Here is a 21751-nt window from a genome sequence, read left to right as displayed (position 1 = left end):
TCCGGTCCCCGGTCCTCAGTCCCGGTCGTGGAAGTGCGCCTGGAGCGCGCGCACCTCCTCGGCGAGCGCCTCCACGGGGCCCTCCACCTCGACCCCGGGCACGACGTCGTTGACGGGCAGCGCGCGCACGGGTCCCGCGGGCACCCCCCACCCCTCCAGCCAGGAGACCAGCTGCGCCGAGGAGCTCGCGTACACGATCCGGCCGAGTCCCGCCCAGCCGTGCGCCGCCGAGCACATGGCGCAGTGCTCCCCGGAGGTGTACACGGTCGCCGCCGCGCGCTCGGCCGGGGTCATGCGGGTCGTCGACCACCGGGCGATCGCGAACTCCGGGTGCTGGGTGCCGTCGCCGCCCGCGACGTGGTTGTGGTCCTCGAACAGCACGGTCCCGTCGGCCGCGACCAGCAGTGATCCGAACGGCTCGTCCCCCGCGGCCAGCGCCTCCGCGGCCAGTTCGACCGCACGCCTCAGGTGCCGCAGGTCGGTGTCGTCCACCATGCCCTCCCTCTCCTCGCGCCGCGGCCCCCGGCCGCGGTCCGCGCCACGGTACCGCCGGGGCGGCCCGGACGGCGAACCCCCTGGGGGAGGCGTCCCGGCGCCCGGCCGGGGTCCGCGTCCGCGGCCGGCCCGCCTTCCCGGTCCGCGCCCGCACCGCCCACGGCGCCATCGCCGCGGAGTACGCCGAACCCCACCGCTGCGGGCCGGACGGGCCCACCTGGCGGGTCCGCCCACGAGGACGGCCGCGCCGGAGCGCGTCCGGCGCGGCTCAGCGACCGGCGGGGGAGGGCTCCGCCGCGTCCGCCACGCAGGCGGGGTCGTCCGCGTCCTGCGCCGGTGCGGCGGTGATGAGGGTGTCCAGCACGTCCAGCGAGGACACGAGCTCGGCCACGGCGGCGCTGATCCGGTCGCGCTCCCGGTTCAGGTCGGTCACCAGGCCCGCGCAGCCGGGGGCCAGCTCGTCCCCGTCGTCGACCATGCACGGCAGCAGGTCGGCGATCGCGGCGGTGTTCAGCCCCGCGGCCAGGAGGGTGCGGATGTGCCGCACGGTGCGGACGTCGTCCTCGCGGTACTCGCGGTACCCGTTGGCCTCCCCGCGCAGGGGGTGCAGCAGGCCCTGCTTCTCGTAGTGGCGCAGCGAGCGCTCGCTGGCTCCGGTCAGCCGGGAGAGGGTTCCGATACGCACGTGACGACCACCACACAGGTTCGAGTTGACTCTGACACGGGTGTCAGACTCTAGCGTTTCGCCCATGACGACGAACAACATCGCAGGCCAGGACAGCACAGCACACGACGGACAGACCCAGGGGGCCGCGGAACGCGACGCCGCGGCGGGGGAGAGGGCCCCCGTCGCCCTCGTCGGACTCGGGCCCATGGGGGTGGCGCTGGGGGAGGCCCTCCTCCGGCGGGGGCACCCGCTCACGGTCTGGAACCGCACCCCCGGCAGGGCCGGGGCCCTCGTCGCCCGAGGCGCCCGCCTGGCGCCGACCGCGGCCGAGGCGGTGGCCGCCGCGCCCGTCACGGTCGTGTGCCTCAAGGACTACGCGACCACCCACGAGGTACTCGGCGCTGCGGACGGCACCCTGCGCGGGCGCACGCTGGTGAACCTCGCCTCCGGCACCCCGGCCGAGGCGAGGGAGGCCGTGGACCGGGCCGCCGCACACGGCGCCGAGTACCTGGACGGCGCGATCATGGTGCCCCCGCCGCTGGTGGGGCAGCCGGGGGCCGTCTTCCTGTACAGCGGCGCGCAGGAGCCCTTCGACCGCCACCGGGCGGTGCTGGAGAGCATGGGCGACCCGCGCCACCTCGGCGCCGACCCCGGTCTCGCGGTCCTGTACAACACCGCGCTGCTGGAGATGATGTACACGACCATGAACGGGTTCCTGCACGCCGCCGCCCTGGTGGGCTCGGCGGGCGTCACGGCGGCCCGGTTCTCCGAGCTCGCGCTCGGCTGGTTCATGCCCGTGATCCTGGACGCGTCCTTCGCGCAGCAGGCCCCCGACCTGGACCGGGGACACTACCCCGGGGACGAGGGGACCCTGGAGATGAACCTCAACGCGCTGGAGCACATCGTCCGCACCAGTGAGGAGCAGGGAGTCCACACCGCGCAGCCCAGGCTGCTCGTGGAGATCGCGGAGGCCGCCGTCGCCCGGGGCCACGGCGCCGACAACTACCTGGCCGTGTTCGAGGTCCTCAGGAGGGCGGCGCCCACGGCGTGACCCCGGCGGACGGGACGGGGCAGATCCGCGGCGCACAGGCAGGGTCCCCTCCCCGGAGGACGGCGGGCCGGCCGGGCGGGGCCCTTCACGCCCGGCCGGGCCCGGACGCGCGGACGGCCGCGCCGGAGCACGTCCGGCGCGGCCGTCGGGGTCCGGCGCGGCCCCTGGGGAGTGTTCTTTGGAGGCTTTCGGATCGGCGAGCGGCCGTCCGGGCCATCTCTCGCAAGCCGATGTGCGAAGTTCGGCCTGGTTGTGCCTCACGAGCGCAGAGGTGCAGCGAGAGGCAGCCCGGTGGACGCGAGCCCGGAAGAATCCACAGAACACGACCTAGACCATGGAGGCCTCCCGGTGCCCGTCCTCCTCACGGGCCGCCTCCTCGGCGGCGCGGGCCTCGGACCGGGCGATCCACCGGTCGTCCACCACCCGGATCACCGTGATCGCCACGATCGCCACCCCGGCCACAGCCAGACCGGTGAGGACCTTGGCCGGGTCGCTCACGTCCAGGTCGAAGAACCACTGGCCCAGCGGAGTCACCATGGCCAGTGTCAGCAGGCCGACCATGGAGCCCACCATCAGGACCTTCCACCACACGTACGGCTTGGCCACCAGCAGCAGGACCCACAGGGTGGTCGCGCACAGCGTGATCACCACCGCCGTGCGGTCCGCGGGGTCCGGGACGGTCCGCCCGCCCAGCACCAGCAGGTAGGTCGTCACCGCCGCGAAACCGGCCACCATCCCCGAGGGGATGGCGAGCCGCAGCGTGCGCATCACGAACCCCGGCTTGGCGATGTCGGTGTTGGGCGCCAGGGCCAGGAAGAACGACGGGATGCCGAAGGTCACCGCGTTGATCAGCGTCGCGTGACGGGGGAAGAACGGGTACGCGACCGCCAGCAGCCCGACGATGATCGCCAGCGTCATCGTGTACACGGTCTTGGTCAGGAACAGGCTGGCCACACGCTCGATGTTGCCGATGACCCGGCGGCCCTCGGCCACCACGCGCGGCAGCACCGCGAAGCGGTTGTCCAGCAGGACCAGCTGTGCCACCGAGCGCGACGCCGGGCTGCCGGAACCCATCGCCACCCCGATGTCGGCCTCCTTCAGGGCCAGCACGTCGTTGACGCCGTCGCCGGTCATCGCCACCGTGTGCCCGCGGTCCTTCAGCCCGCGCACCATGTCGCGCTTGCGCTCCGGGGTCACCCGGCCGAACGCCGAGCGCCTCTCGACCTCGCGGGCCAGTTCGCCCGCCTCGTCGGACAGGGATCGGGCGTCCACCGGGTCCTCCGCGCCGGGCAGGCCCAGCTCGCGGCCCACCGCGCCGACCGAGGCCGCGTGGTCGCCGGAGACGATCTTGACGTCGACGCCCTGGCCGGCGAAGTAGTCGAGGGTGGCCCCGGCGTCCTCGCGCACCTTCTGGTCCAGGACCACCAGCGCGACCGGCTCCACCTCGCCCGGGGCGTCGTCGGAGTCCACCCGGGCGGAGGCGCGGGCCAGCAGCAGCACCCGGAGCCCCTGCGAGCCGAGCCGTGCCGCCTCGGCCGCGGCGGGGGAGTCGGGGGAGGACAGCACGTCGGCGGCGCCCAGGACCCAGTGCTCCTCGCCGTCCGGGGTGAGGAAGCCGGCCCCGCTCCACTTGCGGGCCGACGAGAACGGCGCCAGCGCGGTGACGGTCCAGTCGGGGGCGGACACCCCGCTCGCCCCGAACCCCTGCGCGATGGCGGCCATGCTCGCGTTGTGGTCGGGGTCGCAGGCCGCCAGGGCGGCCAGCACCAGGGTCGGCGACGGGTCGTCGCCGACCGCACGCCCTCCCAGGTCGCGGATCTGGGCCAGCTTCATGCCGGCCTCGGTCAGCGTCCCCGTCTTGTCGGTGCACACCACGTCCACGCGGGCCAGGCCCTCGATCGCGGGCAGCTCCTGCACCAGGCACTTGTACTTCCCCAGCCGGATCACACCGACCGCGAAGGCGATGCTGGTGAGCAGGATGAGCCCCTCGGGGATCATCGACACCAGCGCCGCCACCATGCCGCGCAGCGCGTCCGCCAGCGGGCCGGAGATCTGGCCGCCCGCCGTGGGCTCCTCCAGCGTGACGTGGCCGCCCATGAACAGCTGGCTGTAGATCAGCAGGGCGCCGATCGGGAACAGCGCGTAGGTGATCCAGGTCAGGATGCGGTTGATGCCCGACCGCAGCTCCGAGTGCACCAGCGAGAACCGGCTCGCCTCCTCGGCCAGGCGTGCCGCGTACGCGTGCCGCCCCACCTTGGTGGCGCGGAAGCGCCCGGCGCCCGCCACCACGAAGCTGCCCGACATCACGGTGTCGCCGGGCCGCTTGAGCACGGGATCGGCCTCGCCGGTCAGCAGGGACTCGTCGACCTCCAGGCCTCCCGCCCAGGTGACGACGCCGTCGACCGCGATCTGGTCGCCCACGCCGACCTCGAGGACCTCGTCCAGGACGATCTCCTGGGTGGTCACGCGCACCGTCGCGCCGTCGCGCACGACCCGGGGGTGGGCTGCGTTGACGATCGCGAGCTTGTCCAGGGTGCGCTTGGCGCGCAGCTCCTGGACGATGCCGATCAGCGTGTTGATCAGGATCACCATCGCGAACAGCCCGTCCTGGACGGGACCGATCACGGCGATGATCGTGAACAGCACCGCGATCATCGCGTTGATCCGCGTGAACACGTTGGCGCGGATGATCTGCCCGACGCTGCGGCTGGCACGCACGGGGACGTCGTTGGTCCGGCCGGTGGCGACCCGCTCGGCGACTTCCGCCAGGGTCAGCCCGGTCTCGGACGGGGGGCCGTGGAGGCCCGGTCCGGCACGCTCGGGCCGGGCGCCGGTGACGTTCGGGGCAGCCGCCTGCGAATCCCTGTCCGAGGCGCCTTCCGCACCGTCGTCGGGTCGTTCGGGTTGGACGGGCACGCACACTCCTGGGTGGTACGGGAGACGGGTGGACGGGCCCCTGATCACGCGAGGGGGCGCATCGGCCACGGGCGTCCGGAGAGTAAGGAGATCCACAGCCTAGAAGACCCCCGGACCACTCGCGGGCGTCCTGCCCCCCGATGCCGGGTGGTACCCGCACCACCCGGCGTCCGGGAGGGCGGCAGGGGCCGTGTCCGGCGCCAGCCCCGCCCTCCCCGGCAGGCCCCGGGCGGACGTAGAGTCCGGGTACAGTTCCGTCCATCCTCCGGTCGGGCCTCTCGGGCCGTGCCTCCGGGGAGACAGCAGAGGTCCTCATGTGCACCGTCATCGTCGGATTCGATCCCGGCGCCGACACACCGCTCGTCATCGCGGCGCTCCGGGACGAGATGTCCCTCCGGCCCTGGGACCCGCCCGCGCGCCACTGGCCCGACCGGCCCGAGCTGGTCGGCGGGCGCGACCTCACGGCGGGGGGAACCTGGCTGGCGGTGAACCCCGGCCGCCCCCGGGTCTCCGCCGTGCTCAACGGGTGGCCCTGGGACGGGAGCATGCCCTGGGAGGGCGTGTACCCGGCGAGCCGGGGGGAGCTGCCGCTGCGCGCCCTCGCGCACCCGGTGCGGGACCCGCTCCAGGGGGAGGACCCCACCCGGTACGCGCCCTTCCACCTCCTGGACGCCGACGCCCACCGGGTCGGCCTGCACAGCTGGGACGGGCGGTGCATGGACACGAGGCCGCTGCCCGCGGGGGTGAGCATCGTGGTGAACACCGGCCTGGACCCGCACGACCCCAGGGCGGTGCGCCACACGCCGGAGTTCGCGGCCACCCGGCCCGATCCGGCGGACCTGGCCGCCGCGAAAGGCGTCGAGGAGGTGTGGGGCGAGTGGCCGCGCCTCATCACCGAGGCCGCCGGCGCGACCCCCCGCTCCGTGGGCGCCGACGGCCCGGGAGATCCGTCGGGCCTGGTCGCGCGGGCCGATCTGGGGGAGGGGCGGATCTGGGCGACGGGCTCGGTGACGCTGGTCGCGCTGGACCGGGAGACGGTCCGCTACGCCTTCACGGACGCCCCTGCCGACGCCGGGGCGTGGCGGATGGTCGAGGTGTGAGGGGCCGCCGCCGCCCCGGGACGGGGCGGCGGCGGGCCGTGAAGTGAAACCTCGGTGAAGGATTCCCGCAACGGGGTGTTTACAGGAGGTCGGCCGCTGGCTACTCTCATGGGAGCGTTCCCAAATGACTTGGGTCACATTCTCTCGACATCCCCCTCCCCCTGGCCTCCCCCCGGCATCCCCCTCCTCCCACACCCCTCGCCCGGCGTCGCACCATGGTGGTCGGGTTTTCTTCGCCTGCCGTTTGGGAGCGCTCCCATATCCCCCGGCGCATTGCGCCCCTGCCAGTACGAGGTCGTCATGCCCCGCGCGCCTCCGTCCCCGTCCACGTCTGAGCGGACCTCACGCAACCGTCGCCCGCACCCCCGGCCGACACTCCGCAAGCTCCTTTTGGTCACCCCCCTCCATGAGGAAGAAGACGACATGAGCAGGATCCACCGTGGCGCGAGCACACGCTCGCGGACACGACGAGGCCTCGCCGCGGCCTCGGCCCTCGTACTCGGCACCACCTTGGCACTCCTTCCCACCACGCCCGCGAGCGCCGCCCCGGGCTGCGAGGTGGACTACCAGGTCAACGACTGGGGCTCCGGTTTCACCGCGAGCGTCGAGATCACCAACCTGGGAACCGCCCTCAACGGCTGGACCCTCGACTGGTCCTTCCCCGGGAACCAGCGGGTCACGAACCTGTGGAACGGTACGCACACCCAGTCGGGGCAGGACGTGTCGGTGACCGCCGCCGGTCACAACTCGTCGATCTCCACGAACGGGACCGTCTCCTTCGGGTTCAACGCCTCCTACTCCGGGAGCAACGCCGCACCGTCGGAGTTCACCCTCAACGGCGTGGTGTGCGACGGATCGGTCGACCCCGGTCCAGGACCCGACCCGGACCCGGACCCCGACCCGGAACCGGGGGACCGCGTGGACAATCCGTATGAGGGCGCGGATGTGTACGTGAACCCGATCTGGTCGGCCAACGCGGCCTCCGAGCCGGGCGGGGACGCGATCGCGGACCAGCCCACGGGTGTGTGGCTGGACCAGATCAGCGCGATCGAGGGCAACGACAGCCCGACCACCGGGTCGATGGGCCTGCGCGAGCACCTGGACGAGGCGGTGGTCCAGGCCGCGGGCGAGCCGCTGGTCTTCCAGGTGGTGATCTACAACCTGCCCGGCCGCGACTGCGCGGCGCTGGCCTCCAACGGCGAGCTGGGGCCGGACGAGATCGACCGGTACAAGGAGGAGTACATCGACCCGATCGCGGAGATCCTGGCCGACCCGGCCTACGCGGACCTGCGGATCGTGACGACGGTGGAGATCGACTCGCTGCCCAACCTGGTCACGAACGTGTCCCCGCGCGAGACGGCCACGCCCGAGTGCGACGAGATGCTGGCCAACGGCAACTACGTGGAGGGTGTGGGCTACGCCCTGGCGCAGCTGGGCGCGATCGACAACGTCTACAACTACGTGGACGCGGGCCACCACGGCTGGATCGGCTGGGCCGACAACTTCACGGCGTCGGCGGCGCTGTTCTACGAGGCCGCCAACGCCGCGGGTGCTTCGCCGGAGGATGTGCACGGGTTCATCGCGAACACGGCGAACTACTCGGCGCTGGTGGAGGAGAACTTCTCGATCGGCCAGACGGTGGCGGGAACGCCGGTGCGGCAGTCGCAGTGGGTGGACTGGAACCAGTTCACCGACGAGCTGTCCTACTCCCAGGCGCTGCGCGAGGAGCTGGTCTCGCAGGGGTTCGCCTCCGACATCGGGATGCTGATCGACACCTCCCGCAACGGGTGGGGCGGACCGGACCGTCCTTCCGGTCCGGGGCCGCAGACGAGTGTGGACGCGTTCGTGGACGGGGGCCGCTACGACCGGCGGATCCAGTCGGGCAACTGGTGCAACCAGTCGGGCGCGGGGCTGGGCGAGCGCCCGCAGGCCTCTCCCGAGCCGGGCATCGACGCCTATGTGTGGATGAAGCCCCCGGGTGAGTCGGACGGCTCCAGCGAGTTGATCCCCAACCCCGAGGGCAAGGGCTTCGACCGCATGTGCGACCCGACCTACGAGGGCAACCCGCGCAACGGGTACAACATGAGCGGCGCGCTGGCCGACGCCCCGATCTCGGGGCACTGGTTCTCGGCCCAGTTCCAGGAGCTGCTGGACAACGCCTACCCGCCGCTGGACTGATCCGTCCCGTCCCTCCGGCGTGCGCCGCGGGGGACCGCCGAACAGGACGCCCGTCCGCTCACCGAGCGGGCGGGCGTCCGCCACGGGCGCCCCGGGCGGCGCGCGTGGCGCGGCTCACGCCGATCCGGGGGTCGGCCCGCCGCTGGAGGCGCGTGCGACGAACTCGAAGCCCAGGACCTCGTGCACGGGGTCGTCGTCCACGGTGCGGCCCGCGAGGATCTCCACCACGCGCCGCGCCATGGCCTCCGTGGGCTGCTGCACCGTGGTCAGGGCGGGGATGGACACCAGGCAGTTGCGGGTGCCGTCGAACCCCACGACGGCCAGGTCGTCGGGGACCGTCAGCCCCGCCCGGTGGGCCGCGTACAGGACGCCGAACGCCTGCTCGTCGGTGGTGCAGTAGACGGCGCGCGGTCGGTCCGCCCCGCTCAGCAGCGCGTAGGCGGACTCCGCGGCGTCGTGCCGTGAGATCTCCGAGCGGATCGTCCACGCACGCACGCCCTCCGCGCCCGCGACCGCCCTGTCGAAGCCCGCGCGGTGCTGCCGTGCCCCGGTGGACTCGACCGGGCCGTTGAGCAGCACGATGCTCCCGTAGCCGTGCGCCAGGAGGTGCTCGGTCGCCCGCTGGGCGGCGGCCTCGTAGTCGATGGTGATCGACGAGGCGCGCTCGCGGTCCGAGATCGGGTGCAGCGCGACGACGGGGATGCCGGCCTCGAAGAACTCGCCGAGGTCGGGTTCGTCGCACACCGAGACCAGCACGACCGAGTCGACCTGGCGCTCGACGAGCGAGCGGGTGTGGCGGCGCTCCTGCTCCGCCGAGAGCGCGGAGTCGGCGATGAGCAGCAGGTTGCCCCGGACCCCCGCGGCGTCCTCGATGGCGCGGGCCAGTTCCGCGAAGTAGGGGTTGCAGATGTCGGGCACGATCAGCCCGATCGAGTGCGTCCGGCCGCTGGAGAGGGAGCGCGCCAGCGCGTTCGGCCGGTAGCCGAGCTCGGCCGCCGCGTCGAGGACCTTCTGCCGGGTCGCCGGGGCCACCCCGCGCGGTCCGTCGTTGAACACGTAGGAGACCACGGCGGTGGAGGTACCCGCCCGTCGCGCGACGTCCCGTGCTGTCGCCATGCGGCACCAGTCCCTTCCGTTTTCCCTAGCGTGAGGGTAGCCGTCCCCGCGGGCGGTCCGGGTGCGGGGGCACCCGGAGGTCGCCGGGTCACGAATCGGGCCCCCGACCTTGTCATTTACCGTTCACATGAGGTTTGCTAGCTTATATCTAAGCGCATAGATCGCTGACTTCCCGGTGAAGGCCTCCGCGACCCAGCAGTGCCGTGCGAGCCGGAACCCGCCTCGAAAGGTCACCGTCCATGAGAAAACGACAGAGAGTCCTGGCGTCCGTCGCCGGAGCGGCATCCCTGGCACTGATCGCGGCCTGCTCCCCGGGCTCCGGTGACGGGGGCGGGGACGGGACGATCCAGTTCCTCGGCCCGGAGGACCCGGCCTTCTTCGAGCCCCTCATCGAGGCCTTCGAGGCCTCCCACGAGGGCTACACCGTCGAGTACACCCAGGTGCCCTTCGACCAGTACAACAGCACGGTCCAGCAGCGGCTCTCCGCCGGCGACGAGTCCATCGACGTCTACGCGGTCGACCAGCCCCGCGTGCCGTGGATGGCCGCCCAGGGGCTCCTGGAGGACCTCTCCGACCTGGAGGACCGCGCCCGCGAGGCCACCACGGAGGGCCAGTACTCCACCGGGATCCACCAGGACAGGCTCTGGGCCCTGCCCGTGTGGAACTCCACGCAGCTGATGTTCGTCAACCAGGACGCCCTCGCCGCCGCGGACGTCGAGGGACCGGGTACCGACCCCTCAGAGCGCTGGACGTGGGAGCAGACCGCGGAGGCGGCCGAGGCGGCCCAGGAGGCCGGCACCGAGTGGGGCCTGCTCCTGGAGCAGACCGACTTCTACTACCAGCTCCAGCCGCTCATGGAGTCCAAGGGCGGCGGGAGCGGGGTCGTCGGCGAGGACATGCTCGACCAGGACGTCGCCAACGCCGAGTGGGTCGAGGCCATGGAGTGGTTCGGCGCGACCTTCGAGGACGGGCTCTCCCCGCGGGGCGTCGGCACCTTCGAGACCAGCCCCCTCTTCTCCGGCGGGGACGTCGCCTTCTTCGTCGGCGGCCCCTGGGACCTGGGGGAGTTCGCCGACTCCGACGTGGACTGGACGGTCGCGCCGATGCCCTACTTCGAGGGCGGCGAGGAGGTCACCCCCTCCGGGTCGTGGTCCTGGGGCGTCAACCCCGCCTCGCAGGCCAAGGACGCCGCACGCCTGTTCCTGGAGTACGCGGCGCTGGACCCCGCCGGCAACCTCGCCAGCACCGAGCGCCAGACGATCATCCCGGCCAACACCGAGGCCGCCGAGGAGTACCTGCCGCGCATGGACGCCCTGGCGGGCGACCGGAGCGCCGGAGCCGCCGACCTCATCTCCTACGAGGTGGCCAACACCGGGGTGGTGCGGCCCGTCACGGTCGGCTACGCCCAGTTCGAGGAGGTCATGAACACGGCCTTCGCGGACATCCGCAACGGCTCCGACGCCGCGTCCCGGCTGGAACAGGCCGGGGAGCAGCTCGAAGACGCCTGGGCCCCGCTGCGATGAGCGGTCCCTCCACACGGGCCGGGGACGGCGGGCAGGCCGTGGGCGCCCGCCCCCGGCCCGGCCACTACCGGCGCCCGTGGTGGCGCGGGACCGCGGCGGTCGCGCTCGCGTTCCTGCTGCCCTCGCTGGTGGCGCTCACCCTCCTGCGGCTGCTGCCCGGCGCGACGGCCCTCTGGGAGAGCCTGCACCACACGTCCCTGCTGTCCGGCAGGAGCTTCGTCGGACTCGGCAACTACCTCGACCTGTTCGCCAACGCCGACTTCCGCGGCGCGGTGGCGGTGACCCTGCTCTTCACCCTGGTGGTGAACCCGCTGCAGGTGGCGGTCTCCGTCGCGCTGGCGGTGCTGTACACGCGCCGCCGCATGGCCGGCTCCAAGGTGTGGCGTGCGCTGGTGATCCTGCCGATCGCCACCCCGCCCGCGGTCTCCGCCGTGGTCTGGAGCGTGGTCTTCCGTCCCGAGGGCGGGCTCGCCAACGCCCTGCTGGCGGTGGTCGGGCTGCCCCCTCAGGGGTTCCTGACCTCGCCCGACCAGGCGCTGGCCTCGATCATCGTCCTGCTGTCGTGGATCGGCGTCGGCTACTGGATGCTGTTCCTCATCGCGGGGATCAACGACATCCCGGCCGAACTCTACGAGGCGGCGGAGCTGGACGGGGCGTCGCCGATGCGCGCGTTCCTCAGCGTCACCCTGCCGATGCTGCGCAGGCCGCTCTCGTTCGTCCTGGTCGCGGCCACCGTCTCCAACCTGCTGGTCTTCGCGCCCGTGCAGATCCTCACCGGGGGCGGGCCGGAGGGGTCGACGAACCTCCTCATGTACGACATCTACTCCCGCGCCTACTCGCTCGGCGACATGGGGCGCGCCCAGGCGGAGGTGGTCGTGCTGGTGGTGATCACCCTCGTGATCGTCGCCGTCCAGTTCCGCATGCTGCGAAGTGAGGACTGAGCGATGCCGACGAACACCTCCTCCGCCCCCGGGGCGCCGGCCGCCCGGGCGGACCGCCCCGCCGGGCGGACACGGCGGCGCCCCCGCACGCGGAGGGCCCTGATCACCGCCACGGGCGCCGTGGTGGGACTCGTCTTCGTGGTCCCGCTGCTCTGGGTGCTCACCAACTCCCTCAGACCGAGCGCCGACACGTTCCGCTTCCTGTCGCCGGTCGGCTGGGAGACCTTCCTGACCCTGACACCGGCCCTCGACAACTACACGGCCCTGGTGGGGACGGGCCTGGGCCGGGGCATCCTCAACTCCCTGCTCATCAGCGCGGTCACGGTCGTGGTGGGCCTGGTGCTGTGCGCCACGGCCGCGTTCGGGCTCTCCGCGCTGCGGTTCCGCGGCCAGGGCGCGGTGTTCGCGGTGATCGTGGTCAGCTTCCTGATCCCGTTCGACGCGATCGCCATCCCGCTCGCGGACCTGTTCCGCGACTGGAACCTCCAGAACACCTTCACCGGGCTGATCCTGCCCGGCCTCGGCAACGGCATGGCGATCTTCATGCTGCGCAACTTCTTCCTCGCCATCCCGGAGGAACTGGTGGAGGCCGGCCGCCTGGACGGCCTCAGCTGGTGGGGCGTGTTCTGGCGGATCTACCTGCCCCTGTCCAGGCCCGCGCTCATGGGGGCGGGCCTGATGCTGTTCCTGTTCCAGTGGCAGGCCTACGTGTGGCCGCTGCTCATGGGGACGGACGCCGAGCACGTCGTCGGCCCCGTCGCCCTGGCCAACATGCAGGGCCAGTTCAGCGTGGACTACGGCCTGATGTTCGCCGGGTCCGTCGTGCTGATCCTGGTGCCGCTGGTCGTGATCCTCTCCCTCCAGAAGTACTTCATCCAGTCCGTCTCGACCTCGGGGCTCAAGTGAGCCCGTCGAACCACACGAAAGGCTCCTCCATGCCCGCCGCCCCTACCGCCCGCGCCGTCGTCCTGGACACCGACATCGGAACGGACGTGGACGACGCCATGGCGCTCGCCCTGCTCCTCGGACTGCCGGGGGTGGACCTGCTCGGGGTCGCGACGGTGTACGGGGACACCGCGCTGCGCGCGCGGCTGGCCCGGCGCTACGGGGCCCTGGCCGGGATCCCCCTGCCCGTGCGGGCCGGGGAGGGGGCGCCGCTCTCCGGCCGCGAGGTGTGGTGGGCGGGGCACGAGGGGTCGCTGCACACGGGCCTGGACGGGGAGGCCTACGAGGACGGGTCCGCCGTCGAGTGGCTGGTCCGCACGGTGGCCGAGCGGCCCGGGGAGGTCGACGTCCTCGCCATCGGCCCGCTGACCAACATCGCCCTGGCCCTGGAGGCCGATCCCGGCTTCGCGGAGAACGTGCGCACCCTGTGGGTAATGGGCGGCGCGTTCGACGACGTGGAGAGGACCGAGCACAACTTCCGGAGCGACGCCCTGGCCGCGCACCGGGTCTTCTCCTCGGGCATCCGCGCCGTGGTCACCGGCCTGGAGGTCACGCGCAGGGTGAAGGTGCTGGAGCCGCACCTGCGCCGACTCGGGGCCGCGGGCGCGCTCGGCGGCGCGCTGGCCGCCGACATCGACCAGTGGTGGAAGTTCTGGGACGAGCAGTGGAACGTGCCCCACGACCCGGTGGCGGTCCTGAGCATGGTCAGACCGGAGCTGTTCACACTGTCCGCGCCGGGCACGGTCCTGATCGAGACGGAGGGGGAGGACGCCGGGGCGAGCGTCTTCAGGCCCGGCGGGTCCGGTCGCACCCGCCTGGTCCGGGACCTGGACACGGCCGCGGTCCCGGAGGAGATCGTGCGGGGGATCGTCGCGGCGGGAACCGGGCGCGAGCAGGCGGCGGCAGAGGCCTGAGGCCCCCGGGCTCCCCGGGAGGGGGTGACGGGGCCCGCGCGTCCGGGGGCCGCTGCGTTCCACGGCCCCCGGGTGCGGGCCCCGGCGCCGCGGGGGAGCACCGCGCGCGGGCGGCGGTACGACCGGGCCGACGCCGAAGCGATCATCCGGCGGTGAACGCCGGACCGCGCGGTCAGCGGCCGGTCCCGGAGCCGGGACAGGTGTTCGTCATGGTGAACGCCGGGCCGCGCGCGGTCGGTGGCCTCAGGCCGCCCCGAGGGCAGCGGCCAGGTCGTCGAGGCTCTTCGCCTCCAGGTCGAACGCGTCCGCCGCCCCGGGCGGGTCCCCGACGGGTCGTTCGACGTAGGCGGTCCTCATGCCCACCGCCTGGGCGCCCCGGAGGTCCCAGGCGTGGGCGGCGACCATGAGCAGGCGTTCCGGCGCGCAGCCCGCGTTGGCGATCGCGAGCCGGTAGACGTCGGGACGGGGCTTGTAACTGCGCGCCTCCTCGGCCGAGAGCACCTGGTGCCAGCGCAGACCGGCGTGCGCGCCGATGCGGGTGAGCGCCGCGCGGCTCGCGTTCGACAGACCCACCACCGGGAAGCGGGAGGCGATCCTGTCCAGTGCCCGGACGGAGTCCGGCCAGGGGTCCAGCCGCTGCCCGGAGGCCGCCAGCGCGCGGATCGCGTCGGCGTCGCCGACACCGGCCAGGGCCGCGACGCGCGTCGCCGCCTCGAGGTCGAGCACCGTGCTGTCGGCGTAGGCGCGGCGGCCCGCGAGGATCTCCCGCTGCTGCTCGTCGACGTGTCCGTGCCACAGCGCGGCGAGCTCGCCCACCCTGGCCTCGTCGGTGTCCGGGAGCAGTGCGCGCAGGCCGCGCCTGATACCGGCGGGTTCGTCGACCATGGTCCCGAGGATGTCGAAGACGACCACGTCGATGTCGGGGTGGGGTGTCACGGGAGTCGCTCCTGGGCGTCTCGGCCCGCGCGGTCCGGCGCGCGGGGCCCCGTCGGAGGGGCGCGGGGTTCGGCGCTGTGCCGGGTTCGCGGGCGAGCATAGTGCGCCGGTCCCCCCGTGTCAGGCGCGTTTATCCGACCTGCCGGTCCCGGGCCCGCGGACCCGCGGCCGGGCGCCGACCCCCGGCCGCGAGGAATGCGCGGGCCCCGGAAAATGGCTCGACGGCTGCGCGGAGCCCTGCCACAGTGACGCGGTATGACGAACTCCGAGCTTCTGACCGCCGCGGACGTGCGGCTCATGCAGGGTCTGGCGCAGCGTGTCACCGCCGTCCGCCCGGACCTGGTGAACAGCGACGCGTCGTTCGGCGAGCTGGCGTGGAACTGGGGCAGGGGGCACGCCGCCGTCGGCGCGAGCTGGCGGCGCCGGCTGTGGTTCTCCGGCGGGGAGCTGGTGGCGTGGGGCTGGGCCCACCTGCCGCGCCGTGTGGAGCTGAGCGACGGGTCGGTGAAGGACGTCACCAGCACCTATCTGGCGTACCAGGTGCATCCCGACCACGCGGGGCTGGTCGACGAGGTGATCGACTGGTACGACACCACGGCGGCCGGTCTCGAGCGCTCCGTGCTGCCGGGAGCCGCCGACGGGTTCGCCCTGCGGCGGTGGACGGAGCACGGGTACGTGACCGATCCGGCCTCCCTCGGCGACACGGGGGACTGGACCCAGCTCAACGTGCGGGACCTCGCCGACGTGGAACAGCCGGCGCTGCCCGCCGGATACCGGTTCCGCACCGCCGACGAGGCCGGGCCGGAGGCCGTGGTCCGGGCCCACCTGGACGCCTGGGCCCCCTCGGCGTACACGGTCGAGGGGTACCGGGGCGTCCGGCAGACGGACGGGTACCGCGGCGACCTGCACCTCCTGGTGGAGGCGCCGGACGGGACGATGGCGGCCTCGGCCGTCATGTGGCTCGACGAGGCGAACAGGACCGTCGAGTTCGAGCCCGTCGGGACGCACCCGGACCACCGGCGCCTGGGACTGGGAAGGGCGATGCTCCTGCACGGGATGCTTCTGGCGCGGACGGCCGGGGCCGTTCAGGCGACGGTCGCCTGTCTGGGCGCGCCGGGTCGTCCCGGGGCGCGCGGGCTGTACTACAGCGTCGGGTTCAGGGAGTTCACACGGGACGCGCCGCTCGTCAAGGCCGGGACCCCGGGCTGAGGGCCGCTCGTCCGGGCGGCCGACGGACCGTCCCCCCGCACAGGGCGCCGGAGACCCGGCCCCGGTTCAGGGGGACCCGTCGCGCCCGTGCAGCAGGCAGAACTCGTTGCCCTCCGGGTCGGCCAGCACCGTCCACCGGGCGTCCTCGGGCTGTCCCACGTCCACCTGCACCGCACCCAGCCCCATCAGCCTCTCCAGCTCCTGGGCCACCGTCAGCCCGCCCGTGACCCTCAGGTCCAGGTGCAGGCGGTTCTTGACGGTCTTGCGCTCGGGCACGGGAAACACGTCGATCCCGATCCCGGCGTCCCCGGACGGGGCGAGGACGATCCCGTCCTCCTCCTCTTCCACGATCGGCCAGTCCAGGACACGGCTCCAGAACCCGGCCACGATCCTGACGTCGATCGCGTCGATGGCGACCACTGCGATTCGGCTTCCCATGGCCGGGACCCTACAGGACGGCCCCGCGGACCGGTCGCGCGCTCCCCGGGCGTTCCCGGGGGCGCGTCCTCGAGCTGGAAGCCGCTCGCGCCCGTGCGCAGGGCGAGGACCAGCGCGGTCCGAGTCCAGGGTGGCGAGGACGAGAACGGGCGGCGCGGCGGTGCGCCCCCGGCCGGGGGCGCACGCGCCGGGAGCCGGGATCAGCGCCCGGTCGCGCCGTCGATCTGCTCGCGGAGGATGTCGGCGTGGCCGGCGTGGCGGCCGGTCTCCTCGATCATGTGGACGAGGGCCCAGCGCACGCTGGGGGCGGGACGGCCCGGCCGCGCCCGGGGGACCGGGGCGCCGAGGTCGGCGCACCCGTCGAGAACGGCGTTCGCGCGCTCGACCGTCCTCTCGTAGCGGGCGACGACGTCGGCCACGCCGTCCTCGGGCCCCGCCCGGAACGTCGCCTGCCAGTCGGTGACCTCCTGCCCGAGGAACATCGCGCCCTCGACCGAGGCCAGGTGGTCGAGCAGGCCGAGCAGGTTCGTGCCGGAGGGAACCCCGGCCGACCGGACCTGCGGTTCGGGGGCGCCGGCGACCTTCGCGGCCATCGAGGCCCGCAGGTAGTCGAGGAACCCGCGCAGGACCTCGGCCTCGCCGCCGCCGGTCCGCGGCGGAGGGGTGTCGCCGCGGCGGTCGCGGCGGTGGAGGGTGGGCACGGTGGCCTCCTTCGTCGGGGAGCGGTTTCCGGTACCGGGTCAGGCGGTGCGGCGGACGATCAGGACGTGGTCGGTGACCTCGGCGGTGCGCCCGTCGGGACCCGTCGCGATCCGGCGGGGGGCGTCGGCCCGCTCGACCGTCCACGACGCCGGGTCCAGGGCGATGCCCTCGGCGACCTCCTGCGGGGACGGGAACCGGGCGTCGGGGTCCTGGTTCCACGACCACGGCGCGACCGAACCGTGGTCGACGACCAGGAGCCGTCCACCCGGACGCAGCGCGTGCGCCGCCGAGCGCAGGACGGCCGCCCGGTCCAGGGCGAAGAAGGTCTGGAGGTAGTGGGCGCTGACCAGGTCGAACCGGCCCTGCGGGAAGGACGCGTCCAGGTCGTGCCGCTCGGCGGCGACCAGGTCGCCCAGGCCGAGTGAGCGGGCGAGACCGGTGAGGCGCTCGACCGCCACGGCCGAGATGTCCGCGGCGGTGACCTGCCACCCGCGCCGGGCGAGCCACAGGGCGTCACCGCCGCCTCCGCACCCCAGGTCCAGCACGCGGCCGGGCGGCAGGTCCGCGACCACCTCGGTGAGGCGGACGTTGGGCCGCGGGTCGGTGGCCGCGGGGTGGGCCGCGTGGACACCGTCCCAGAACGTGACCGCATCGGTGGTGTTCATAGGGGCTCCTTCTGTCGGAATGCGCCCAGTCTCACCGCACCCACCACGATCTGGCACGGAAAATTGCGGTTCTGGCAAGATGGCGGGATGGACCGCGAAACAGAAGACGTTCTCGACGTGGTGGGACCCCGGCTGCGCGCGCTGCGCCGCGAGCGCGGCATCACCCTCGCAGACCTGGCCGCGACGACCGGGGTCTCGGAGAGCACCCTGTCCCGGTTGGAGAGCGGTCGGCGCAGGGCGACCCTGGAGCTGCTGCTGCCGCTGGCCCGCACCTACGACGTCCCCCTGGACGTCCTGGTCGGCGCCCCGCGCACCGGGGACCCCCGGATCCACCTGAAGCCGATCCGCCGGTTCGGGATGGTCTTCGTGCCGCTGTCCAGGCGGCCGGGCGGCACCCAGGCGTTCAAGATGGTCATCCCCGCCGTGCCCGCCCCGCTCGAACCGACACCGCAGACCCATGAGGGGTTCGAGTGGCTGTACGTGCTCAACGGGCGCCTGCGGCTCGTGCTCGGCGAGCGGGACCTGACGCTGGCGCCCGGAGAGGTGGCCGAGTTCGACACGGCCCAGCCGCACTGGCTGGGCAGCGCCGACGGAGGCGCGGTCGAACTCCTCATCCTGTTCGACCTGCAGGGGGTGCGTGCGCACGTGCGCACGGGCGCCGCGTCCCAGGGCGGCTGAGACGCGGGCGGGACCGGGGGCCGGCACGGTTCGGGGCCGGGACGAACGCCCGGGCGGGCGCCTTCGGCCGCCCCGCTCCCGGGGCCGGGAGCGGAGCCGCGCACGGCTCGGGCCCGCCCCGCGGCTCACGCCGCCCCGGAGCGGGCCCGGGCACCGCTCAGAAGAAGAACCCCGCGACGCCCCGTCCGGCCGCGACCGCGGTCCGGCACCAGTCCATGCAGGACTCGGCGGCGCTCAGGACGGCGGGGTCGAGGGCGGCCTTGCCCTCCTCGGTGGCGGCCTCCCACTGTTCGAGGGCCTTCCGGCACTCGGTGAGGCTCCACTCGCCGTAGCACGGCTCGAGCTCGGGGTCGGGAAGGGGCGAGGGCACGCGGCCGAAACCGAACTCCTCGACGCCGACCGCCGTCACACCCAGCTCCGCCAGGCCCTTGTCGACCGTCTCCAGCCACCCCGACCTCATGGGGCTGAAGTCGTTGTTGAACAGGGTGCGACCGTGGAACTCGCAGATCCACTGGTAGGCGTAGCCGTACACGAAGCCGTACTGCTCGTCGAAGGGGCCGCCCTCGATGACCGCGCGGATCGCGTCGCGGATGGAGGGGCCGCCCGCTTCGGAGACGTGGGAGAAGTGGTCGTCGAAGCCGCTCAGGCGCTGCTTGAACCGGCCGCCGATCATCCGGCGGAGCTTGTCGTCCTTCGACCCCACGGATGCGTGCAGGACGTCGAGGTCGACCACGTATGTCGTCAGCGAGTAGCTCATAGCGGGGAAGCTATCGCCCGGCGACGACATCGGGGAGCGGAGGGCGGCGCCGGTGGTCTCCGGGGGCAGGGGGAGTGGGCCCGTACTGTCGACGCCCGTCTTCGTCGGAGCGCTGTGTCCCATGTCGGTCCTTCTCCCCTCCTGTGGCCCGCCGGGGCCGGTCCGGTCCCAGTGCCGGAACCGGTCAGTCCTGCGCGGTGGCGGTGTCGGTCTTGGCCAGGCGCTTGGTGGAGCGGCGGAAGGCCCAGACGACGGCGACGGCGGCCAGGGCGGTCAGGGGGAAGCCGGTCACGGTGTCGGCGATGGCCAGGCCGGCGGTGGAGTCGGCGACGTAGAGCCACTGGCGGACGATGAACCGGCTGGCGAAGACCGCGGTGACGGCGAGGGTCGCCAGGTCGTGCACGAGCAGGGTGGGACGGTCCTCGCGCCAGGGGTGGGCGCCGCCGTGGACGGCGTTCCAGATGACGCCGGTGAGCGGGCGGCGCGCCAGGAGGGAGAGGAGCGTGATGATCCCCCCGGCGAAGGAGGCCCAGATCCCGATGAGGAAGAAGTCGTTGGCCGATCCGGTCATGGCGGAGACGCCTCCGGCGACCGCGACGCCGAACACCCCTCCCAGCGCGGACATGAGCTTCTCTCCGCGCCACATCCGGAAGACGGCCAGGACGGCGGCGATGGCGATCGCGGCGCCGATGGCGGCCATGAGCGACATGAAGGGAACCGCGAGGGCGAAGGCCACGACCGGCAGGGTCGTGTAGACCATCCCGGAGAGGCCGCCCATCCCGTCGAGCACGGCCTGCTTCACGTCCACCGGCTGCTCCGGGGCGTCGGCCCCGTCGGCGCGGTCGGGCTCGGGCTCGGGGGCGGGGTTCGGGGTGAGGCCGGGGGTGGTCTCGTGGGTGAGGCCGGTGTCGAGGTCCTTGGCTGCGGTCATCGCGTCCTCCCGGTGGGTCTGTCGTGCGTGGTTCTGTGCCGCTGTGGGACCAGTCAAAACCGTGCCGCTGCGGCACGGTCAACCTCGGCATCACGAAAAGCTCCCGGGGGCGACGGTGAGTGACGACCTCTCCGGGGTCCTGAGCTGCGGAGATCCCGCGCGATGGAAAAATCGAACTTTCCGTCGATCCCCGACGGTTCTCCGCCGCATCCGTGCCGGGGAACCCTGTCTTTCGGCTGAGGTCGTGCCGTTCGGACCCCGTCGTGACACTCTCCGTCATGGGTCGGGCGAGCCGTGCCGGGGGCTGCCCGCGCCCGGAAACCGGGGGAGCGGGGGAACCGAGGTGCTGCGCAGTCGGGCCCACGCAGCCTCACATCCGGGATCTCAGCACGTCGACCTCACAGCCCGGCGCGAAGGGGTCGAAGCCGTGCTCGACCAGCCAACGAACCCCCAGCAGGCTTCGCAACGACCACCACGCGCGGATCACGTCGAGGTCGACGTCGGGGCCGTAACCGGCGATGACGTCGTCGAGGTGCTCCTCGTGTCCGAGAGTCAAGGTGGCAAGGTCGAACAGGGCATTGCCCCGGCCCGCCTCGGACCAGTCGATGATGCCGGTGACCTCGTCGCCGTCGACAAAGACGTGGTCGATCTGCAGGTCGCCGTGTGTGAACACCGGAGTCCACGGCCGGAGCGCGGCCTCGGCGACCTGGCGGTTGCGGGTGACCAGGTCAGCGGGCAGGACACCGTTCGTCACGAGCAGCTCGCACTCGCCGTCGAGTTCCGCCGCCAACTCGTCGGGACCCCGGCGGCGCCTGCCGGGCCAGGGCGGCAACGGCGCCTCGTGCAACTGCCGGATGACGGCGCCCGCCGAGGCCCACGCCGCCGACGGCGCGGTCGACGGCTCACCGAGACGGCCGAGCACTGTCCCCGGGACGGCGGCGATCGCGAGCACAGGCGGTTTGCGCCACAGGATCTCCGGGGTCGGGACCGGCGCGAGGGACATCGCCTCGACCTCGACGTCGATGCGCGCCTGGTCGGCGTCCACCTTCAAGAACACGTCGCCGGCGCGCAGGGTCGCGCGCTCGGAATGGGCGACGACGACTTCGATCTCGTCCATGGGCGACCAGTATCCCGGGGATGATCGCCGACGTCGCCGGGTTTTCCGCGTGCGATGACGTGGCCGAGATGACGGAAGCCCGCCCCCGAAGAGGAGCGGGCCTCGGTGCCTACATGAGGTCGGCGTGTCGAGCCAGGATGTGGGCGGTGACGACTCCTGCGGCGGTCAGGGTCCAGACGGCCCAGGCCCACCACACTGCGCCCGGAACGAGGGTGATCAGGGCCAGCGCGAGCGTCGCCCACGAGATCCAGACCCACGTTTTCGTGCTCATGGTCTTCCTCTGGGGGTTGGGGGCGAGGGAGAGTCCACGCCGGATCATAGTCCGGGTGGCCGGTGCAGGGGGCTGCGATCAGGCGGAGCAGGTACCCGCTCGCGCGCAGCCCGTACCGTTCGCGTCTTAGGGCAGCTCTCCTTCTTCTGCGGCGCACGTCGCTCGCGTGCTTGCTGCCGAATCTGTGTCATGCGCTGGTGC

General features: G+C 73.1%; 21 protein-coding genes. 9 read left to right on the top strand and 12 right to left on the bottom strand.

Translation table 11 applies throughout. The annotated features are described in order from the left end of the window. Nucleotides 1–15: 15 nt before the first annotated feature. Nucleotides 16–495, bottom strand: a complete 480-nt coding sequence (locus tag ACQPYD_RS21495; RefSeq protein ID WP_433697396.1) for a nucleoside deaminase — start codon at nt 493–495, stop codon at nt 16–18. A 268-nt stretch (nt 496–763) separates the two neighbouring features. Continuing rightward, complete coding sequence (locus tag ACQPYD_RS21490) at nt 764–1180, bottom strand: MerR family transcriptional regulator (protein WP_433697395.1); 417 nt, start codon at nt 1178–1180, stop codon at nt 764–766. A 64-nt stretch (nt 1181–1244) separates the two neighbouring features. Between ACQPYD_RS21490 and ACQPYD_RS21485 the strand changes: the two genes are divergently transcribed. After that, the gene (locus tag ACQPYD_RS21485; RefSeq protein ID WP_433697394.1) at nt 1245–2213 is read left to right on the top strand and encodes an NAD(P)-dependent oxidoreductase; all 969 of its coding nucleotides are present in this window, start codon (nt 1245–1247) and stop codon (nt 2211–2213) included. Between the two features lie 327 nt (nt 2214–2540). Here ACQPYD_RS21485 and ACQPYD_RS21480 read toward each other — a convergent pair whose 3' ends face one another. Further along, nucleotides 2541–5129 carry an HAD-IC family P-type ATPase gene (locus ACQPYD_RS21480; RefSeq protein WP_433697393.1) on the bottom strand — a complete coding sequence of 863 codons (2589 nt, stop codon included), beginning with the start codon at nt 5127–5129 and terminating at the stop codon, nt 2541–2543. A 314-nt stretch (nt 5130–5443) separates the two neighbouring features. On the opposite strand from ACQPYD_RS21480, the gene ACQPYD_RS21475 reads away from it, so the two are divergent. Both ACQPYD_RS21475 and ACQPYD_RS21470 read left to right on the top strand, forming a co-directional pair. Beyond that, nucleotides 5444–6229 (top strand): NRDE family protein, encoded by a 786-nt coding sequence (locus tag ACQPYD_RS21475; RefSeq protein WP_433697392.1) that lies wholly within the window; start codon nt 5444–5446, stop codon nt 6227–6229. 423 nt (nt 6230–6652) lie between these two features. Further along, the gene (locus tag ACQPYD_RS21470; RefSeq protein WP_433697391.1) at nt 6653–8407 is read left to right on the top strand and encodes a glycoside hydrolase family 6 protein; all 1755 of its coding nucleotides are present in this window, start codon (nt 6653–6655) and stop codon (nt 8405–8407) included. Between the two features lie 114 nt (nt 8408–8521). Here ACQPYD_RS21470 and ACQPYD_RS21465 read toward each other — a convergent pair whose 3' ends face one another. Further along, a complete protein-coding gene (locus ACQPYD_RS21465) occupies nt 8522–9523 on the bottom strand; it encodes a LacI family DNA-binding transcriptional regulator (protein ID WP_433697390.1) in 1002 nt (333 codons plus the stop codon). A 239-nt stretch (nt 9524–9762) separates the two neighbouring features. Here ACQPYD_RS21465 and ACQPYD_RS21460 point away from each other — a divergent pair, with 239 nt between their 5' ends. Genes ACQPYD_RS21460 through ACQPYD_RS21445 form a run of 4 tightly spaced genes read left to right on the top strand, consistent with a single transcriptional unit; the run spans nt 9763 to nt 13846 of the window. Further along, nucleotides 9763–11046, top strand: coding sequence for a sugar ABC transporter substrate-binding protein (locus ACQPYD_RS21460; RefSeq protein WP_433697389.1), 1284 nt, complete (start codon nt 9763–9765; stop codon nt 11044–11046). Then, on the top strand, nt 11043–11987 hold the full coding sequence (locus ACQPYD_RS21455) for a carbohydrate ABC transporter permease (protein WP_433697388.1): 945 nt from the start codon (nt 11043–11045) through the stop codon (nt 11985–11987). Before ACQPYD_RS21460 ends, ACQPYD_RS21455 begins: the two co-directional genes overlap by 4 nt. Nucleotides 11988–11990: 3 nt before the next feature. Further along, entirely contained in the window at nt 11991–12893 is a 903-nt protein-coding gene (locus ACQPYD_RS21450) for a carbohydrate ABC transporter permease (protein WP_433697387.1), read from the top strand. Between the two features lie 29 nt (nt 12894–12922). Next, nucleotides 12923–13846: a nucleoside hydrolase gene (locus ACQPYD_RS21445; protein ID WP_433697386.1), complete on the top strand. Its 924-nt coding sequence runs from the start codon at nt 12923–12925 to the stop codon at nt 13844–13846. A gap of 243 nt (nt 13847–14089) precedes the next feature. Here the strand turns inward: ACQPYD_RS21445 and ACQPYD_RS21440 are convergent, their stop codons facing one another. Continuing rightward, on the bottom strand, nt 14090–14782 hold the full coding sequence (locus tag ACQPYD_RS21440; protein WP_433697385.1) for a haloacid dehalogenase type II: 693 nt from the start codon (nt 14780–14782) through the stop codon (nt 14090–14092). Nucleotides 14783–15037: 255 nt separating this feature from the next. On the opposite strand from ACQPYD_RS21440, the gene ACQPYD_RS21435 reads away from it, so the two are divergent. After that, nucleotides 15038–15991: a GNAT family N-acetyltransferase gene (locus tag ACQPYD_RS21435; protein WP_433697384.1), complete on the top strand. Its 954-nt coding sequence runs from the start codon at nt 15038–15040 to the stop codon at nt 15989–15991. A gap of 66 nt (nt 15992–16057) precedes the next feature. Here the strand turns inward: ACQPYD_RS21435 and ACQPYD_RS21430 are convergent, their stop codons facing one another. The 3 genes from ACQPYD_RS21430 to ACQPYD_RS21420 form a co-directional block, all read right to left on the bottom strand. Next, nucleotides 16058–16429: a VOC family protein gene (locus ACQPYD_RS21430; RefSeq protein ID WP_433697383.1), complete on the bottom strand. Its 372-nt coding sequence runs from the start codon at nt 16427–16429 to the stop codon at nt 16058–16060. 200 nt (nt 16430–16629) lie between these two features. After that, nucleotides 16630–17130: a DinB family protein gene (locus tag ACQPYD_RS21425; RefSeq protein WP_433697382.1), complete on the bottom strand. Its 501-nt coding sequence runs from the start codon at nt 17128–17130 to the stop codon at nt 16630–16632. 39 nt (nt 17131–17169) lie between these two features. Continuing rightward, nucleotides 17170–17796, bottom strand: coding sequence for a class I SAM-dependent methyltransferase (locus ACQPYD_RS21420; RefSeq protein ID WP_433697381.1), 627 nt, complete (start codon nt 17794–17796; stop codon nt 17170–17172). An 87-nt stretch (nt 17797–17883) separates the two neighbouring features. Between ACQPYD_RS21420 and ACQPYD_RS21415 the strand changes: the two genes are divergently transcribed. Beyond that, nucleotides 17884–18474: a helix-turn-helix domain-containing protein gene (locus tag ACQPYD_RS21415; RefSeq protein ID WP_433697380.1), complete on the top strand. Its 591-nt coding sequence runs from the start codon at nt 17884–17886 to the stop codon at nt 18472–18474. A gap of 157 nt (nt 18475–18631) precedes the next feature. On the opposite strand, the gene ACQPYD_RS21410 is transcribed toward ACQPYD_RS21415, so the two are convergent. The 4 genes from ACQPYD_RS21410 to ACQPYD_RS21395 form a co-directional block, all read right to left on the bottom strand. Continuing rightward, nucleotides 18632–19231 (bottom strand): DUF7691 family protein, encoded by a 600-nt coding sequence (locus tag ACQPYD_RS21410; protein ID WP_433697379.1) that lies wholly within the window; start codon nt 19229–19231, stop codon nt 18632–18634. Between the two features lie 184 nt (nt 19232–19415). Next, a complete protein-coding gene (locus ACQPYD_RS21405) occupies nt 19416–20162 on the bottom strand; it encodes a DUF3159 domain-containing protein (protein ID WP_433697378.1) in 747 nt (248 codons plus the stop codon). Nucleotides 20163–20532: 370 nt separating this feature from the next. Further along, entirely contained in the window at nt 20533–21279 is a 747-nt protein-coding gene (locus ACQPYD_RS21400) for a phosphotransferase family protein (protein WP_433697377.1), read from the bottom strand. A 109-nt stretch (nt 21280–21388) separates the two neighbouring features. Next, nucleotides 21389–21550 carry a hypothetical protein gene (locus ACQPYD_RS21395; protein WP_433697376.1) on the bottom strand — a complete coding sequence of 54 codons (162 nt, stop codon included), beginning with the start codon at nt 21548–21550 and terminating at the stop codon, nt 21389–21391. Between the last annotated feature and the right edge of the window lie 201 nt (nt 21551–21751).

It is taken from the genome of Nocardiopsis sp. CA-288880, from assembly GCF_050955985.1.
GTDB lineage: Bacteria > Actinomycetota > Actinomycetes > Streptosporangiales > Streptosporangiaceae > Nocardiopsis > Nocardiopsis tropica.
The sequence above is the reverse complement of the archived record's forward strand: the minus strand, read 5'-3'. Positions and strand labels throughout refer to the sequence as shown.